Here is a 15,198-nt window from a genome sequence, read left to right on the forward strand (position 1 = left end):
GTCGTAAGTCTTAAAGACTCAAGGAAACTAAGTTTTGGTTTTGTATCTTCAAATACTTAAAAATCTACCGGAATGAAACATTTTCTTCTGCTCCTACTCTGCTGCGTTCTTTTTAATTTTAATGCAGTTTCCCAACAGCGTGCCCGGGATCTTGGAATTAAACCGGGAGTTCTACCGCCGGGAACTAAAAACTCAATCACAGATGTAGCCGGAGTAAAAGTAGGCCATACCACTCTTATAAAAGGAGATTCTATTAGAACCGGAGTGACGGCGATCCTGCCACATGACCAGAATATTTTTCAGCAAAAAGTACCTGCGGCAGTTTTTGTTGGCAATGGTTTCGGAAAGCTCGCGGGAACTACGCAAATTGAAGAACTCGGGAATATTGAAACGCCGATAATCCTTACAAATACGCTGAATGTTGCTACCGGAATAAACGCAGTAATTAGTTATGTGCTGAATCAAGAGGGAAATAAAGACGTGAGATCGGTGAATGCAGTAGTGGGCGAAACCAATGACGGTTATTTAAATTATATTCGAGGTCAGCATGTTAAAACAGAAGATATCATCTCAGCTCTAGAAAATGCCGGCTCAGATGTAATGGAAGGCAACGTGGGGGCAGGAACCGGAACTATTTGTTTCGGCTTCAAGGGAGGCATAGGCACGGCTTCCAGAAAACTACCTGAAAGTCTCGGCGGCTATACCATAGGTGTGCTTGTACAAACCAATTTTGGCGGAAACCTGCAAATCGATGGAGCTCCGGTAGGAGAAGAAATGGGTCAATTCAGTTTTAGCGACAGGATCATGAATAGCGCTGATGGTTCCTGTATGATTGTGGTAGCTACAGATGCTCCTTTGGATAGTAGAAATCTCAAACGCCTCGCAAAAAGAGCAATTCTGGGACTCGCAAAGACCGGTGGAATCGAGTCTAACGGAAGCGGCGATTACGTGATCGCTTTCTCCACTTCTGAACAGAATAGAATTCCCTATAAAACCGATTTTAATCTGCAGGAAAGAACCCTGGTCCCTAATGATCTCATGTCCCCAATTTTCATGGGCGCTATTGAAGCTACGGAAGAAGCTATCCTGAATTCTTTGTTTATGGCTGAAACCATGACCGGTTATAAAAAACGGACAATTAAGGGAATACCTTTGGAAAAGGTTTTACCAATCCTGAAAAAATATAACGTCATAAAAGAATGACCAATTCCTAAAGATTCCTTGTTTTCTGAATAAATGCTTGCTGGATCTTTCGGGTAAGTGAACCAATTTCAGGTTTATCGTAGATCTTATTTCCATCAGTGAACATTTCTTTTACCGCCATCACCTGGGTTGTGGTTCCGGTTAAAAAAGCTTCATCTACTGTATTCAGGTGGGAAAAAGGGAAGGCTTCTTCTATGACGTCAATATTCAGCTCCTTACAGATCTCCATAACAAATTTCCGGGTGATCCCTGAAAGTATCTGCGGTCCCTCCGGATGCGTATAAACCACATTATTCTTAATAAAAAAAATCGTAGAATGAGATCCTTCCGTAAACAAACCATTACGTAATAGTAAGTTCTCATCCAATCCGAGCCGATGTGATTGAGTATTAGACTTTACATTTGCCAGCAATGAAGTGGATTTAATATCACAACGATGCCACCGGAGATCTTCAGAAACCAACACGCTCCATTGTTTGTTTTCAAAAGCTTTCAGGGAAGCAGGAAAAGCATAGATAAGTATGGTTGGCTCTACGTCTTCTGGAAAATAATGCGTTCTGGGAGCAACTCCTCTTGAAACCTGGATATAGACGGCGGCATCTGCACTGGACAATCCACTTTTGGAGATCGCTTCAACCATAATTGGTTTCAAACTGGCAGCATCCAGTTCTATCATAATTTCATCCATGGAATACTGAAGTCGAGCCAGATGCTCCTGAAGTCCGAAAGCTTTCCCTTCATAAAAAGGCGTCACCTCATAGATCCCATCCCCAAACATAAATCCGCGATCAAAGACCGAAATTTTTGCCTGATCATATTTCATCCATTCCCCATTGAAATAGACTATTTCAGGATAAGATTTCACTTTATGACCACCGGGCATCTGCATTTAGTTGAAATAGTTATGTAATTGAAGCATCCATATTTTTTCGTAATACCGCACTACACTTATTAAAATAACCCCGGCGATTACGTAAATCCATGAATAATTATCTGTCTTCACCATATAGGCACCGGCAATAGCAAAGGCTAAGTAAGGAATAGCAAGCACCAGGCTGGGCGCAACCCAGGCACCCTGAAAAATGGCCAGAATTTTCATAATCACATAGAATGTACAGTAGAAGAAGATGATCTTGGAAATTAAAATAAGATATTTTTCTGAATTTCTATTCATCGTAAGCCTTTGGGGGTTTTCTGGCTGCAGCTCGTTTTTCATAAATATAAGCCCACTGCAAAAGTTTCTGCTCCTCAAATGGCTTTGCAATTATAGTGAGGCCTTTTGGCTCTCCAGATTCAGAATAACCCATTGGCAATGTGATCGCAGGATAATGCGCAACCGCGGCATAACCTGCGTGATAGTTATTGATAGAAAGTACCGCATCTAAATTCAATCGTTGCATAGGTTCATCAAAGAACATTTTACCATTAGTGGAAAGTGTATCCTTAATCGCCGCAAAATCTTTGGTGGAAGCAGAATCATTTACAATTCCGAAGAAATAGTATTGCCCGTATGGCGCTCTGGCCGTGGAATCTTTTAAATTATAATCAATCACGTCCTGGATATCCTTATAATTTTTATCTCCGCCATATTCCTTAAAATATGTAGAAAGATCGTTTTTCATATCAAGGTTAAGCAACCTTAGGAAGTTGGGCAAATTTACTTCCGGAGCTTCGTATTCAACGATTTCAGCGCCGGCAGCTCTTAACTCGGCTACTGCTTTTTTATATAAAGTATCTTTCATTAAGGTTTTCATCACGCCAAAACGTATTCCGCTATAATCTGCAGTTTTTAAATCCTTAAAGTAATCTAATGGGTTTTTATTCGCTTTCACCGAGGCAAAATCCCTGGAATCTTTTCCTGTCATGGCTGAAAGCAAAATAGCATTATCTACCACGCTTTTCGTCATAGGGCCGGGAGTATCCAGCGTACTGGAAATAGGAACAATCCCGCCCCGACTTAATAAACCAATAGTGGGTTTTAAACCTACAACCGAATTTTGACTTGCTGGAGACAAAATCGATCCCGATGTTTCAGATCCCACGGCAACCGGGGCAAAATTTGCTGAAACTGCCACCCCGCTTCCTGAACTGGATCCACCGGTGTCAAAATATTTACGTTTATACGGATTTAGCGTTTGGCCGCCAACTGTAGAGAAGCCATTCGGGCAGTCTTCACAAAAGAAATTAGCCCATTCGCTAAGGTTTGCTTTTCCCAGGATCAAAGCGCCATTCGCCTTTAATCGCTGCACGATAAAGGCATCTTCCACCTTATTATTTTGCAGCGCTGCTGCACCGGCAGTTGTGGGGATATTGGCCGTATTTATATTGTCTTTTAAAAGAACCGGAATTCCATAGATCATATGTTGCTCTGGATTAGATTTAAGTTCCTCATCTTTCTTCCTGGCTTCCTGCAGCAAATTTGGATTCAGGGATATGATAGAATTCAGCGAAAGATCTCCTTCACGGTCATATGCATTAATTCTGCTTAAATAAAATAGGGCGATTTCCTCATAACTAATATCACCGGCCTTTACTGCCTGCTGAATTTCCGGGATCGATTTTTCAAAAACTTTATCGTAAAGTACTTTATACCTGTCTTCAGAAAAATTCTCCAGATCTGCTTCAAAATTCTTCCAAAATGAATCCTTCTGAATAAATTTTGAATCCACCACTTTATATTCAATTTCTTCAATAGAATCCTGAGTTGACTGAATTTCAGTTTCAGAATTATCAATTTCTTTGGGATCATTTTTACAGGATACTATCAAGAGAAAACCAAAAAGAAATAAGGCAGATTTTTTAAGCATATACTTTTATTTAAAAAATGAATCTACAAACTCATATTTATTGAACACCTGAAGATCTTCCAATCCTTCGCCAACCCCAATATATTTTACCGGGATTTGAAACTGGTCGCTAATACCAATCACCACGCCGCCTTTAGCAGTTCCATCGAGTTTGGTAACCGCCAGTGAAGTTACTTCGGTGGCCGCCGTAAATTGTTTTGCCTGCTCAAAAGCATTCTGGCCGGTAGAACCATCTAAAACCAGTAAAACTTCATGAGGCGCATCTGGAATGGTTTTTTGCATGACCATTTTCACCTTGGTAAGTTCTTTCATCAGGTTCACCTTGTTATGCAGCCTTCCCGCCGTGTCTATAAGAACCACATCGGCATTCATCTTTACCGCGCTTTGTACGGTATCAAAAGCTACGGAAGCGGGATCACTACCCATTTTTTGTTTGATAATGGGAACACCGGTCCTATCTGCCCACACCTGTAATTGATCGATGGCTGCAGCCCTAAACGTATCTGCAGCTCCCAGGACAACCTTATGGCCGGATTTTTTGAAGTGATAAGCTAATTTACCGATAGTGGTTGTTTTTCCCACACCGTTCACACCCACGACCATGATCACATAGGGTCGTTTATCGTTCGGAAGAGAAAAGTCTGTAGCATCGCCACTGTTGGTTTTAGAAAGCAGTGCGGCTATTTCTTCGCGAAGGATAAGATTAAGCTCATCTGTCCCTAAATATTTATCCCGGGCCACACGCTCTTCAATGGCTTTAATGATTTTAATGGTTGTGCCCACACCAACGTCGCTGCTTATAAGCACATTTTCCAGATCATCCAGAACTTCCTCATCTACTTTGGCTTTTCCGGCGACGGCTTTGCTCATTTTATCAAAAAAACTGGCTTTGCTTTTTTCCAGTCCTTTATCAAGATTTTCCTTTTTCTCTTTAGAAAATATTTTTTTAAATAAACTCATTTAATTGGCAGGTTTTTGATCTTATGAAGGCTAAAAAACCTTCGGAAAACAGAGGCGTAAATATACATAAAAAGTAAAAGCCGTTTAGATCAAATCTAAACGGCTTTCTTATATCATTCTGAAAAGTACCTTACTTCTTCAAAAAGTCATTTACGTCTTCAGGAGCCATGATTTGTTCAACAAAAACATAAGCGCCGGTTTTTTCAGATTTAACCATTTTTATTGCCTTGGTTAATCTTTTAGATCCTGTTTGGATAGATGCTACTGATTTCTTTGCCATGACTTATATTATTTAATTTCTTTATGAACCGTCATTTTCTTAAGAATTGGGTTGAATTTCTTCAACTCAATACGATCCGGTGTGTTTTTTTTATTTTTTGTAGTGATATACCTTGAAGTACCTGGTTTCCCTGATTCTTTGTGCTCTGTACACTCTAAGATTACCTGAACTCTGTTGCCTTTCTTTGCCATCGTGAAATATTTTTATCGCCAGGATTACTTAGTAAGGAATCCTTTGGCTTTTGCCTCTTTAATTACGGCAGAAATGCCTTTTTTATTGATATCTTTTAATGCAGAAGTACACACTTTAAGTGTAACCCATCTGTCTTCTTCAGGAATGAAAAAACGTTTTTTAACTAAGTTGGCGTTAAATTTACGTTTTGTTCTATTCATAGCGTGAGAAACATTGTTCCCAACCATAGCTTTTTTCCCGGTAAGTTCACAAACTCTTGACATTGCTCTATACTTTTCTCGTTATTTCAAAACAGGCTGCAAATTAACGGTTTTTTTACCTAACCAACAACAATATCTAAAAAAATATTTTACACCTCTTTTAAAGTGGCTCAATCGTGAGAATGCCTATTCCAGAAGCACCTACCAAGGGGTTGAAAAACAGCCTTTCTAAAGTATTGAAGTAAAACATGGCCCAGACTTATGATCCTTTCTGAGTTTCTTAAAGAATTTATGGGAAGCTCAGCTTTTAGCTTTATAGTTAAGGATACTTTTCTGTAATAGTTCCAGAGCCTTATTTACAGATTTTCCTATGACTTTATCCCGGTGGTTCCCAAACATGAATTTATGGGCAGTGACGCCTTCAGGTGTGGCAATACCAATAAATACAGTCCCTATTTCAGCATCACTATCCCCCTTGGTTGGCCCGGCATTACCCGTGGTTGATACCGCAAATTCAGTATGGAATTTATCTCGTGCACCTTTTGCCATTGCTTTCGCCACCTCTTCACTTACCACAGATTTTTCTTCTATGAGTTCTTTAGGTACTCCCAGCAGCTCTATTTTGGATTCCGTGGCATAGCAAACCATACTACCCATAAAACAAACGGAAGACCCCGGCGCCTGGGTAAATTTTGTTGCTAACCTTCCACCTGTACAACTTTCAGCAGTAGAAAGGCTCCATTTTCTTTCTGTTAGTCTGCGACTAATCACCACCTCTATAGGATCCTCATCTTCAAAACCATATATAATATCTCCAATAAATTCATATAAGGCAGTCACCTGATTTTCTATAATATCTTTTAAGTGAGCTTCATCTTCTCCTTTAGCGGTTAACCTTAACCTTACCATACCTAAATTTGGAAGGTATGCGAGCTTGATCGCTACCGGAAGGTTGGCTTCCCATTTTTCTATCCTTTCAGCAATCGCACTTTCACCAAGCCCAAGGGTTATAATGGTTTTATGGATGATATAAGGCCTATCGAATGTTTCCACAAGTTTAGGAATGATCTCTCGCTCCATTAAGCCCTTCATTTCATAAGGCACTCCGGGCATAGAGATAAAAACTTTAGCGTTTTCATTAAACCACATTCCAGCGGCGGTTCCATATTCATTATGCAGAATGCTCGCTTTTGAAGGTAATAATGCCTGATCTCGATTCAAATTTGATATTGGGGTATCTATATATTTCTCGAAAAGATGCTCAATATGGCGAAGGGTTTTTTCGTCCCGAACCAGTGTATCATCAAAAAATTCACAAAGGCATTTTTTAGTGATATCGTCATTAGTAGGACCTAAACCACCTGTGATAAGAATTATATCAACACGTTGTGAAGCTTCTGCTAGTGTTTTTAAAATTTGTTTACGATCATCCTGAATAGAAGTTATTTGATAAACTGAAATCCCTATTTTATTGAGCTCTTTCCCAATATAGGCAGAATTTGAATCCAGGACCTGGCCAATGAGGATCTCATCGCCAATGGTAATAATTTCAGCCAGCATTACAAATCAAAGTCAGTTTTTAATTGTTCACAGGCAAGATCCACCTTTTTCGAAATAATTTGAGCGGCTTCCGGAACATCACCCTTACGTTGCCCTTGTTTGGACCAGGCTTCAATAACCTTGATTTGGTCCATAAGATTTAGACCGAACATTTGCAGGTTTGGTTTCATTTTATGGGCATATTGATAAGATAAGGAAGGATTATCATTAGCGATCGCTTCTTCCATGGCCTTTACGTCTGGCGGAATTTCTTCCAAAAATGTTTGAACCACCACCAGCATAAATTCATCATCGCCTCCAGCCATTTCTTTAACCTCGTCCAAATTATAATTACTCATGAAATCTTATTTAATTTTAATTGAAAACATTTTATTACCTTCAAGATAACCTATAAGGACATCATCCGGAGCAACTTTTCCAACTCCTGCAGGTGTTCCCGTAAAAATTATATCACCAATCTTTAAGGTAAAATAAGTCGAAATATAGGCAATTAATTCATCAATTTTCCACAACATTTTTCGTGTATCGCCTTTTTGAACCATCATTTCGTTCTTATGAAGTTCAAAATTTAAATGGTCTATATTTTCAAATGTAGATTTTTTAAGCCATTTTTCGCCTATCACTGTCGCTCCATCAAAACCCTTTGCTTTTTCCCAGGGCAGGCCTTTTTCCTTTAATTGCTCCTGAAGGTCCCTCGCGGTAAAATCCAGTCCCAAACCAATTTCATCATAATATTTATGGGCAAATTTTTGCTGAATATGTTTTCCAATCTTATTGATCTTTATCAAAACTTCAGCTTCATAATGTATATCATCAGAAAAATCTGGAATGAAAAAAGGCTGTTTTTTCAGTAAGACCGAAGTATCCGGCTTCATAAAAAGAATTGGATCTTTAGGTTTCTCGTTCTGTAATTCCTCGATATGTTCCGTATAGTTACGGCCAACGCAAATTATTTTCATAACTAATCTGTCAATTTAATTTTAAAAACCGGGACCACATAACCCCTTCCGGAAACCTCTTCAGAAAACTCCCAGTTATCCACAGGAAGCCAGCCTGTTAACGGATAATAAAAAATGAACCCTAAGCTTAGTGTCTGGGCGAACATACCAATATTCAGAAACAGGAAAAGCAACAGAATTCAATCAGGAAAGTTTGTTATTGAGTTTTTTCAGCTTAATGGCCGTTAAGACTTTTTTGGTATATAAAGGAAAATCGGCATTTTGGATCCAGCCGAAATATCCCGGTTCATCTTCCAGGACCTGCTCCACGAGTTTACCTTTATATTTTCCGAAAGCGAAAACCTCGTTCCCTTTTTTATCATAGGAGATAAATCCGGCAAAATCGGCAAAACGTTTGCGGGCGCTATAATCTGCCAGCCATTTCATCTCATTTTGAAGATCGTCATATTTATCCAGCTGTGATTTTAAAACTTCGTAAGTTGCCTCGGTATCGGCTTCAGCGGTGTGTGCGCCTTCAAGGTCTTTCCCACAGTAAAACTGATAGGCAGCAGAAAGGGTGCGTTGTTCTTTTTTATGAAAAATCGTTTGTACATCTACGGCCACTACATTTTTCATTTCAAAATCGATACCGGCGCGCAACAGTTCTTCTGCCAGTAAAGGGATATCGAACCTATTGGAATTATAACCACCAAGGTCACAGCCTTTGATCAAATCATGAACTTTTGAAGCCAGCTGATTAAAAGTGGGTTCATTGGCCACCATCTCATCAGTGATTTTGTGAATTGCCACTACTTCTTTGGGGATGGGCATTTCAGGATTTACCAGCCAGCGATAACTTTCTTTATTTCCATTAGGATAAACCTTTAAAACCGCAATTTCAACGATGCGGTCTTTTGAAATATTGGTACCTGTAGTTTCAAGATCGAAAAAGCAGATGGGTTTGATAAGCTTAAGCTCCATTTTAATTGATTTTATACAAAGTTACTATAATTTGAAACTTTGGATATTTTTGGAAGCATCGCTTTTAAAATAATTCTCCGGAAAAAGAAAAAAGCCACTAAAAAGTGACTTTTTCTTATTTATACGGAAATTTAAATTTCCCGGTCTTTATCAAATCCTTCAAGATATTGTGCGACCCGCTGAACAAACTGTCCGCCCATTGCGCCGTTTACCACACGATGATCATAACTATGCGACAGGATCATTTTATATCTAATCCCTATAAAATCACCTTCCGGGGTTTCAATTACGGCCGGCATTTTTCTAATCGCTCCCAGTGCTAAAATTGCCACCTGCGGCTGATTGATAATGGGAGTTCCCATAATACTTCCAAAAGTTCCCACATTGGTTACGGTATAAGTCCCACCCTGGATTTCATCTGGTTTTAATTTATTCATTCTGGAACGGCTGGCAAGATCATTTACCGCTTTTGCCATCCCCACAAGATTTAACCTGTCGGCATTTTTGATAACCGGCACAATTAAATTACCATCGGGCAAAGCCGCAGCCATCCCGATATTAATATCTTTCTTTTTAATGACTTTAGTACCTTCGGGATTTACGGAAATGTTGATCAAGGGGAAATCCCGTATCGCCTTAGCGATCGCTTCCATAAAGATTGGCGTAAAGGTTAATTTCTCTCCTTCCCTCTTCTGAAATTCATTCTTATGTTTATTTCTCCAATTCCAGACATTGGTTACATCAACTTCTATAAAAGACTGAACATGTGCTGAAGTCTTAATACTTTCCTGCATGTGATGGGCGATCATTTTGCCCATTCTGCTCATTTCAATAATCTGGTCTTCTCCTGAAATAATAATTTCTTCCTGCTTCGCCACCGTTTTCTCCAATCTTTTCGTATCGATTGATTCGCCATTAGCTTGAGAAGATGTCGCTACAGACTTTGGTTCAGTTCCTTTATTCTTTATATAATCAAAAATATCATTTTTGGTCACCCGCCCATCCTTACCAGATCCCTGAATCTTTTCAAGCTGTTCAATACTGATCCCTTCTTCTTTAGCAATATTTTTTACTAAAGGTGAATAGAATTTATCTGATTCGGAAAAGTCAGATTTTGAAGGCGCAGCGGTATGGGTTTTTGCATTTTCTACTGAAGATGCTACTTCAGCTACAGCCTCATCATTCTGTTCATCTGAAGAATCTTCAAAATCATCATTATCCTCCGGCGCATCTCCTTCAATTTCAATAATGGCAATGGTATCACCAACTTTTACCACATCGTTAGCTTCAAAGAGTTTTTCTATGAGCTTTCCATCAACTTCACTGGGCACTTCACTATCTACCTTATCTGTAGCGATCTCAAGAACAGGTTCGTCCATTTCTATAGTATCCCCAACTTCTTTTAACCAGTTTGTAATGGTAGCTTCAGCTACACTTTCACCCATTTTGGGTAATTTCAATTCAAATTTTGCCATATTGTTAAATCAAGATTGATTTTAAGCTCTCCAATTGCGAATTTAATGAAATAAAGAATTTTAAAATATTAAAAATTCAATAAATTTAATTTTTAATGATAATCTTTCATTAAGAATCCCTTACGAATTCTCCTAAAATTACGATTTCAAAAGTCCATATTAAAATGTTTTTAGGAATTTCCAGAATCTAAAAAATTTAAAAAGCAGCTAATTCTTTAGTGAATTTTCAAATGGAATGCGGTTGGTAATACTTCTACCCAGCGTGATCTCATCAGCATATTCCAGTTCATCACCCACCGAAATTCCGCGGGCAATGGTCGATGTTTTCACTTCCAATCTTTCTATTTGTTTGAAAATATAAAAATTGGTCGTGTCACCTTCCAGCGTACTACTTAAAGCAAAAATGAGCTCCTCCACTTTCCCTGCCTGCACCTTATCGATAAGTGGCTTTATGGTTAATTGCGAAGGCCCAATGCCATCCATGGGACTAATTTTTCCACCCAAAACGTGATACAATCCTCTATACTGATTGGTGTTTTCTATAGCCATCACGTCGCGAATATCCTCTACCACGCATACAATTTCTGAATTTCGGGAAGTGTTCGCGCAAATCTCGCAAAGCTGTGTATCACTTATATTGAAACAATTTTCACAGAGTTTGATGTTTTTTCGCAAATTCAGCAGGGCTTCTGAAAGTTGGACAGTCTGGCTTTCCGGTTGTTTCAGAAGATGGAGTACCAATCTTAAAGCAGTTCTTTTCCCAATCCCTGGCAATTGAGAAACCTCATCTACTGCCTGCTCCAATAATTTTGAAGAAAAATCCATACGCGAATTTATGATTTTTTTGACTCATGAATTTACTTTGTACATAATTTGTAAATTGCCCACTCTAACTTTTTTGCATGCAGCCGTATCAAGTATTAATCCTTATCGCCCTCTATTTTATTGTCTTAATTACTATCTCATTTTTCACAGGTAGGGGAGGAAGTAATGCTGAATTCTTCAAGGCGAATAAACAGGCTCCATGGTACCTGGTTGCATTTGGAATGATTGGCGCTACTTTAAGCGGCGTTACCTTTATTTCGATTCCCGGCACGGTGGAAGCAGATTCGTTTAGTTACTTCCAGGTAGTCCTTGGTTATACTGTGGGTTACGCTGTCATTGGCCAGGTGCTTCTTCCGCTCTATTATAAGATGAACCTTACCTCGATTTATACCTATCTGGAAAGTAGGTTTGGGAATGCTTCTTATAAAACCGGGGCTTCATTTTTCCTTTTATCAAGGGTTGTTGGGGCGAGTTTTAGGTTATTCCTTGTAGCGAATGTTTTGCAATTAATCGTGTTCGATGCGATGGGTGTACCCTATTATGTAACTGTTACTCTTACTATATTACTTATTTGGCTATACACTTTTAGGAGCGGAATTAAAACAATTATATGGACAGATACCCTGCAAACGCTGTTTATGTTAATGGCTCTGGGAATTTCCATTTATTTTATTTCTGAAAACCTGGGGATCACCCTGGGAAGTTTCTTCAATTACCTAAGCGAAAGCGAGCATTCCAAAATCTTTTTCTTTGACGACTGGAAAAGTAAGGATCATTTCGTGAAACAATTCTTATCGGGTGCATTTATAGCCATTGTGATGACCGGGCTGGATCAGGATATGATGCAAAAAAACCTAACCTGCCGCTCGTTAAAAGATGCCCAGAAGAACATGCTTTGGTTTACCATTGTGCTTGTTTTTGCCAATTTTCTCTTCCTGGCACTAGGTTTATTACTTACAGATTATGCTGAAATTAATGGGGTTATCGAGAAGAAAGATGACCTTTTTCCTGCTATCGCCGCGAGCGGGGAACTAGGACTGGCGGTGGCTATATTTTTTATCCTGGGACTTATTGCCGCGGCTTATTCCAGTGCAGATAGTGCTCTTACTGCCTTAACAACTTCCTTTAGTATCGATATTTTGGATATTGAAAAAAAGTATGATGAGAAAAAACAAATTAGAGTCAGAAAACAAATTCATATTGCTATTTCACTTTTATTAATCATCGTGATGCTCATCTTCAAATATGCCATTGCCGATAAAAGTGTGATCAATAAATTATTCCAGTTTGCCGGTTATACGTATGGTCCATTGTTAGGCCTGTATAGTTTTGGGTTGTTCACAAAACTGCAGGTAAAAGACAAACTTGTGCCACTGGTTGCCATCGCTGCCCCAGTTTTATCTTATTTTATAAGCATGCACAGCCTGGCCTGGTTTGGCTTTGAATTTGGTTTCTTTATTTTAATTCTGAATGGTTTTCTAACCTTTCTGGGATTAGTATTGATTACAAGAAAGCATCACTAATGTACAGGCATTTTCGAATTTGATGTTGTTTTTCCGCAGCAAATTATAAAGCTCAGGATTTTCAGTTCCCGGGTTAAAAATGATCCTTTTTGGATTTAAGGAAAGGATGTAATCATAATATTCGGTTTGCCTCTTTGCATTGAGATATAGCGTAATTGTATGAACATCTTTAAAATCAATCTGTTCATTTTCAATAGCTACATCAAAAATTTCTCCTTTTCTTAAACCAACTGCCACAACGGGCTGGTTGTACCGCGTAAGCCTTTCAATGGCCAGGTAGGAATACCTTGCAGGATTTAGGGAAGCCCCTAAAACAAGTGTTTTCTTTTTCATTATATAAATGTAAATAAAAAAAAGTGTAACAATTCTGCCAACTTCAGGTCTTTAAATTGAGTTCCGGAACTTACAGTATTGTGCCGTTAGCTTTGATGGTTAGTGTTAACTGGGATAATACTGTTATTGCCTGCATTTCCTCACCGGGATGCAGGTTTTTTTGAATTGAAATAAATACTGGCTGCTGGAAGGTTTTCTATAAAAAAAGCCTGAAGTCAACTTCAGGCTTTTATATCAGAATAAAACAATTATGCCGTTACGGCATACATTTTTTCTCTTTGCTCTTTAATAGATTTATCACTCATATATTCATCGAAAGATAAATAACGATCAATTACCCCACCCGGCGTTAATTCGATCACACGATTGGCCACGGTTTGCGCAAATTCATGGTCATGCGTGGTAAAAAGCACAGTTCCCTTAAAATTCTTCAAAGAATTGTTGAATGCGGTAATAGATTCCAGATCTAAATGGTTGGTAGGTTCGTCCAGCATGAGCACATTGGCACGAGTCATCATCATTCGGCTTAGCATACACCTTACTTTTTCACCTCCGGAAAGTACCCGGCAGGTTTTCAAGGCTTCTTCCCCACTAAACAACATTTTTCCAAGAAAGCCACGAATATAGACTTCTTCCCTTTCTTCTTCAGTTTTTGCCCATTGCCGTAACCAGTCTACCAGGGTTAAATCACTATTAAAAAATTCTGAATTATCTGCTGGTAAATAAGATTGTGAGGTGGTAACCCCCCAGGAGAATTTCCCCCCTTCAGGTTTTTCGTTTCCGCTTATAATTTGATAAAAAGCAGAAGTTGCTCTGGAATCTTTAGAATACACTACTACTTTATCACCCTTGGCCAGGTTAATATTTATATTTTTAAAAAGTGTTTCCCCTTCTAAGCTTGCGCTTAGATTTTCAATATTCAGGATTTGATCCCCGGCTTCCCTATCCCTATCGAAAATAATTGCCGGATATCTTCGGCTGGAAGGCTTGATATCTTCAATATTTAGTTTTTCGATCATTTTCTTTCTGGAAGTGGCCTGTTTACTTTTCGCAACGTTGGCGCTAAATCTTAAAATAAATTCCTGAAGTTCCTTTTTCTTTTCTTCAGCTTTTTTATTTTGCTGAGCTCTTTGTCTTGCGGCAAGTTGGGAAGACTCATACCAAAAGGTATAATTTCCACTGTAGTTATTGATCTTCCCGAAGTCGATATCAGAAATATGTGTACAAACTGAATCTAAAAAGTGCCGGTCATGGGAAACCACAATTACGGTATTATCATAATTTGCCAGGAAATTTTCCAGCCAGGAGATGGTTTCATAATCCAGGTCGTTCGTAGGCTCATCCATGATCAACACATCTGGCGTTCCAAATAAGGCCTGCGCTAGAAGTACCCTCACTTTCTGTTTCCCGTCCAGGTCTTTCATCAGAGTATAATGAACATTTTCTTTTATCCCTAAATTAGAAAGCATGGCTGCCGCATTACTTTCAGCATTCCAGCCGTCCATTTCTTCAAAATTTACCTGAAGTTCCCCAATCCTGTCTGCATTTTCATCGGAATAATCGGCATACAGCGCATCCATTTCACTTTTAACCTTGAAAAGCGGTTGGTTCCCACGAAGCACTGTTTCTAAAACCGGATAATCATCATACACATTATGGTCCTGTTCCAGAACCGACATTCTTTTTCCTGGTTCCAAATGTACATGACCCGAAGTAGGATCAGATTTTCCTGAAAGGATTTTCAGAAAGGTAGATTTTCCGGCACCGTTGGCTCCTATTATCCCATAACAATTGCCCTGTGTAAAGGCAGTATTCACTTCATCAAATAAAATTCTTTTACCGAATTGTACTGAAAGATTAGAAACTGAAAGCATAAAAGTAATTTTTTTGCAAAAGTAATTATAATCAAGCTTAAAGCGAA

General features: G+C 38.9%; 17 protein-coding genes. 2 read left to right on the forward strand and 15 right to left on the reverse strand.

From position 1 onward, the window contains the following. Positions 1-72 precede the first annotated feature (72 nt). The gene (locus tag DHD80_RS00685) at positions 73-1,203 is read left to right on the forward strand and encodes a P1 family peptidase (RefSeq protein WP_251738956.1); all 1,131 of its coding nucleotides are present in this window, start codon (positions 73-75) and stop codon (positions 1,201-1,203) included. A 7-nt stretch (positions 1,204-1,210) separates the two neighbouring features. On the opposite strand, the gene DHD80_RS00690 is transcribed toward DHD80_RS00685, so the two are convergent. The 13 genes from DHD80_RS00690 to recR all read right to left on the reverse strand — a co-directional run bounded on the left by DHD80_RS00690 (position 1,211) and on the right by recR (position 11,421). Beyond that, entirely contained in the window at positions 1,211-2,092 is an 882-nt protein-coding gene (locus tag DHD80_RS00690) for an aminotransferase class IV (RefSeq protein ID WP_251738957.1), read from the reverse strand. Next, the gene (locus DHD80_RS00695; protein WP_251738958.1) at positions 2,093-2,377 is read right to left on the reverse strand and encodes a hypothetical protein; all 285 of its coding nucleotides are present in this window, start codon (positions 2,375-2,377) and stop codon (positions 2,093-2,095) included. It abuts the gene before it with no gap. Beyond that, entirely contained in the window at positions 2,370-4,010 is a 1,641-nt protein-coding gene (locus DHD80_RS00700; protein ID WP_251738959.1) for an amidase family protein, read from the reverse strand. Before DHD80_RS00700 ends, DHD80_RS00695 begins: the two co-directional genes overlap by 8 nt. A gap of 6 nt (positions 4,011-4,016) precedes the next feature. Next, positions 4,017-4,970, reverse strand: coding sequence for a signal recognition particle-docking protein FtsY (ftsY, locus tag DHD80_RS00705; RefSeq protein ID WP_251738960.1), 954 nt, complete (start codon positions 4,968-4,970; stop codon positions 4,017-4,019). A 130-nt stretch (positions 4,971-5,100) separates the two neighbouring features. After that, on the reverse strand, positions 5,101-5,250 hold the full coding sequence (locus DHD80_RS00710) for a DUF4295 domain-containing protein (RefSeq protein WP_251738961.1): 150 nt from the start codon (positions 5,248-5,250) through the stop codon (positions 5,101-5,103). Positions 5,251-5,258: 8 nt separating this feature from the next. After that, entirely contained in the window at positions 5,259-5,441 is a 183-nt protein-coding gene (gene rpmG / locus DHD80_RS00715) for a 50S ribosomal protein L33 (protein WP_251738962.1), read from the reverse strand. A gap of 24 nt (positions 5,442-5,465) precedes the next feature. Then, positions 5,466-5,705 (reverse strand): 50S ribosomal protein L28, encoded by a 240-nt coding sequence (rpmB, locus tag DHD80_RS00720; RefSeq protein ID WP_251738963.1) that lies wholly within the window; start codon positions 5,703-5,705, stop codon positions 5,466-5,468. 237 nt (positions 5,706-5,942) lie between these two features. Then, positions 5,943-7,202 (reverse strand): competence/damage-inducible protein A, encoded by a 1,260-nt coding sequence (locus tag DHD80_RS00725; protein WP_251738964.1) that lies wholly within the window; start codon positions 7,200-7,202, stop codon positions 5,943-5,945. Beyond that, positions 7,202-7,540 carry an Hpt domain-containing protein gene (locus DHD80_RS00730; protein WP_251738965.1) on the reverse strand — a complete coding sequence of 113 codons (339 nt, stop codon included), beginning with the start codon at positions 7,538-7,540 and terminating at the stop codon, positions 7,202-7,204. Before DHD80_RS00730 ends, DHD80_RS00725 begins: the two co-directional genes overlap by 1 nt. 6 nt (positions 7,541-7,546) lie before the next feature. Beyond that, on the reverse strand, positions 7,547-8,161 hold the full coding sequence (locus tag DHD80_RS00735; RefSeq protein WP_251738966.1) for a fumarylacetoacetate hydrolase family protein: 615 nt from the start codon (positions 8,159-8,161) through the stop codon (positions 7,547-7,549). A 183-nt stretch (positions 8,162-8,344) separates the two neighbouring features. Beyond that, positions 8,345-9,121: a 3'-5' exonuclease gene (locus DHD80_RS00740; RefSeq protein ID WP_251738967.1), complete on the reverse strand. Its 777-nt coding sequence runs from the start codon at positions 9,119-9,121 to the stop codon at positions 8,345-8,347. Positions 9,122-9,252: 131 nt separating this feature from the next. Then, a complete protein-coding gene (locus DHD80_RS00745) occupies positions 9,253-10,596 on the reverse strand; it encodes a dihydrolipoamide acetyltransferase family protein (protein WP_251738968.1) in 1,344 nt (447 codons plus the stop codon). Between the two features lie 207 nt (positions 10,597-10,803). Beyond that, entirely contained in the window at positions 10,804-11,421 is a 618-nt protein-coding gene (recR, locus tag DHD80_RS00750) for a recombination mediator RecR (protein WP_251738969.1), read from the reverse strand. A 77-nt stretch (positions 11,422-11,498) separates the two neighbouring features. Here recR and DHD80_RS00755 point away from each other — a divergent pair, with 77 nt between their 5' ends. Further along, positions 11,499-12,944 carry a sodium:solute symporter gene (locus DHD80_RS00755; RefSeq protein ID WP_251738970.1) on the forward strand — a complete coding sequence of 482 codons (1,446 nt, stop codon included), beginning with the start codon at positions 11,499-11,501 and terminating at the stop codon, positions 12,942-12,944. Here the strand turns inward: DHD80_RS00755 and DHD80_RS00760 are convergent. Further along, positions 12,915-13,277 (reverse strand): CoA-binding protein, encoded by a 363-nt coding sequence (locus DHD80_RS00760; RefSeq protein WP_251738971.1) that lies wholly within the window; start codon positions 13,275-13,277, stop codon positions 12,915-12,917. The two genes, DHD80_RS00755 and DHD80_RS00760, sit on opposite strands and share 30 nt — an antisense overlap. A gap of 248 nt (positions 13,278-13,525) precedes the next feature. Further along, on the reverse strand, positions 13,526-15,151 hold the full coding sequence (locus tag DHD80_RS00765) for an ATP-binding cassette domain-containing protein (RefSeq protein WP_251738972.1): 1,626 nt from the start codon (positions 15,149-15,151) through the stop codon (positions 13,526-13,528). Between the last annotated feature and the right edge of the window lie 47 nt (positions 15,152-15,198).

Origin of the sequence: Gramella sp. AN32, from assembly GCF_023718305.1 — a bacterium.
Classification (GTDB): domain Bacteria; phylum Bacteroidota; class Bacteroidia; order Flavobacteriales; family Flavobacteriaceae; genus Christiangramia; species Christiangramia antarctica.

Coding starts and splice junctions, on each gene's coding strand:
- DHD80_RS00685 (WP_251738956.1), top strand. CDS start 73: ATGAAACATTTTCTTCTGCTCCTACTCTGCTGCGTTCTTTTTAATTTT.
- DHD80_RS00690 (WP_251738957.1), bottom strand. CDS start 2,092: ATGCAGATGCCCGGTGGTCATAAAGTGAAATCTTATCCTGAAATAGTC.
- DHD80_RS00695 (WP_251738958.1), bottom strand. CDS start 2,377: ATGAATAGAAATTCAGAAAAATATCTTATTTTAATTTCCAAGATCATC.
- DHD80_RS00700 (WP_251738959.1), bottom strand. CDS start 4,010: ATGCTTAAAAAATCTGCCTTATTTCTTTTTGGTTTTCTCTTGATAGTA.
- ftsY (WP_251738960.1), bottom strand. CDS start 4,970: ATGAGTTTATTTAAAAAAATATTTTCTAAAGAGAAAAAGGAAAATCTT.
- DHD80_RS00710 (WP_251738961.1), bottom strand. CDS start 5,250: ATGGCAAAGAAATCAGTAGCATCTATCCAAACAGGATCTAAAAGATTA.
- rpmG (WP_251738962.1), bottom strand. CDS start 5,441: ATGGCAAAGAAAGGCAACAGAGTTCAGGTAATCTTAGAGTGTACAGAG.
- rpmB (WP_251738963.1), bottom strand. CDS start 5,705: ATGTCAAGAGTTTGTGAACTTACCGGGAAAAAAGCTATGGTTGGGAAC.
- DHD80_RS00725 (WP_251738964.1), bottom strand. CDS start 7,202: ATGCTGGCTGAAATTATTACCATTGGCGATGAGATCCTCATTGGCCAG.
- DHD80_RS00730 (WP_251738965.1), bottom strand. CDS start 7,540: ATGAGTAATTATAATTTGGACGAGGTTAAAGAAATGGCTGGAGGCGAT.
- DHD80_RS00735 (WP_251738966.1), bottom strand. CDS start 8,161: ATGAAAATAATTTGCGTTGGCCGTAACTATACGGAACATATCGAGGAA.
- DHD80_RS00740 (WP_251738967.1), bottom strand. CDS start 9,121: ATGGAGCTTAAGCTTATCAAACCCATCTGCTTTTTCGATCTTGAAACT.
- DHD80_RS00745 (WP_251738968.1), bottom strand. CDS start 10,596: ATGGCAAAATTTGAATTGAAATTACCCAAAATGGGTGAAAGTGTAGCT.
- recR (WP_251738969.1), bottom strand. CDS start 11,421: ATGGATTTTTCTTCAAAATTATTGGAGCAGGCAGTAGATGAGGTTTCT.
- DHD80_RS00755 (WP_251738970.1), top strand. CDS start 11,499: ATGCAGCCGTATCAAGTATTAATCCTTATCGCCCTCTATTTTATTGTC.
- DHD80_RS00760 (WP_251738971.1), bottom strand. CDS start 13,277: ATGAAAAAGAAAACACTTGTTTTAGGGGCTTCCCTAAATCCTGCAAGG.
- DHD80_RS00765 (WP_251738972.1), bottom strand. CDS start 15,151: ATGCTTTCAGTTTCTAATCTTTCAGTACAATTCGGTAAAAGAATTTTA.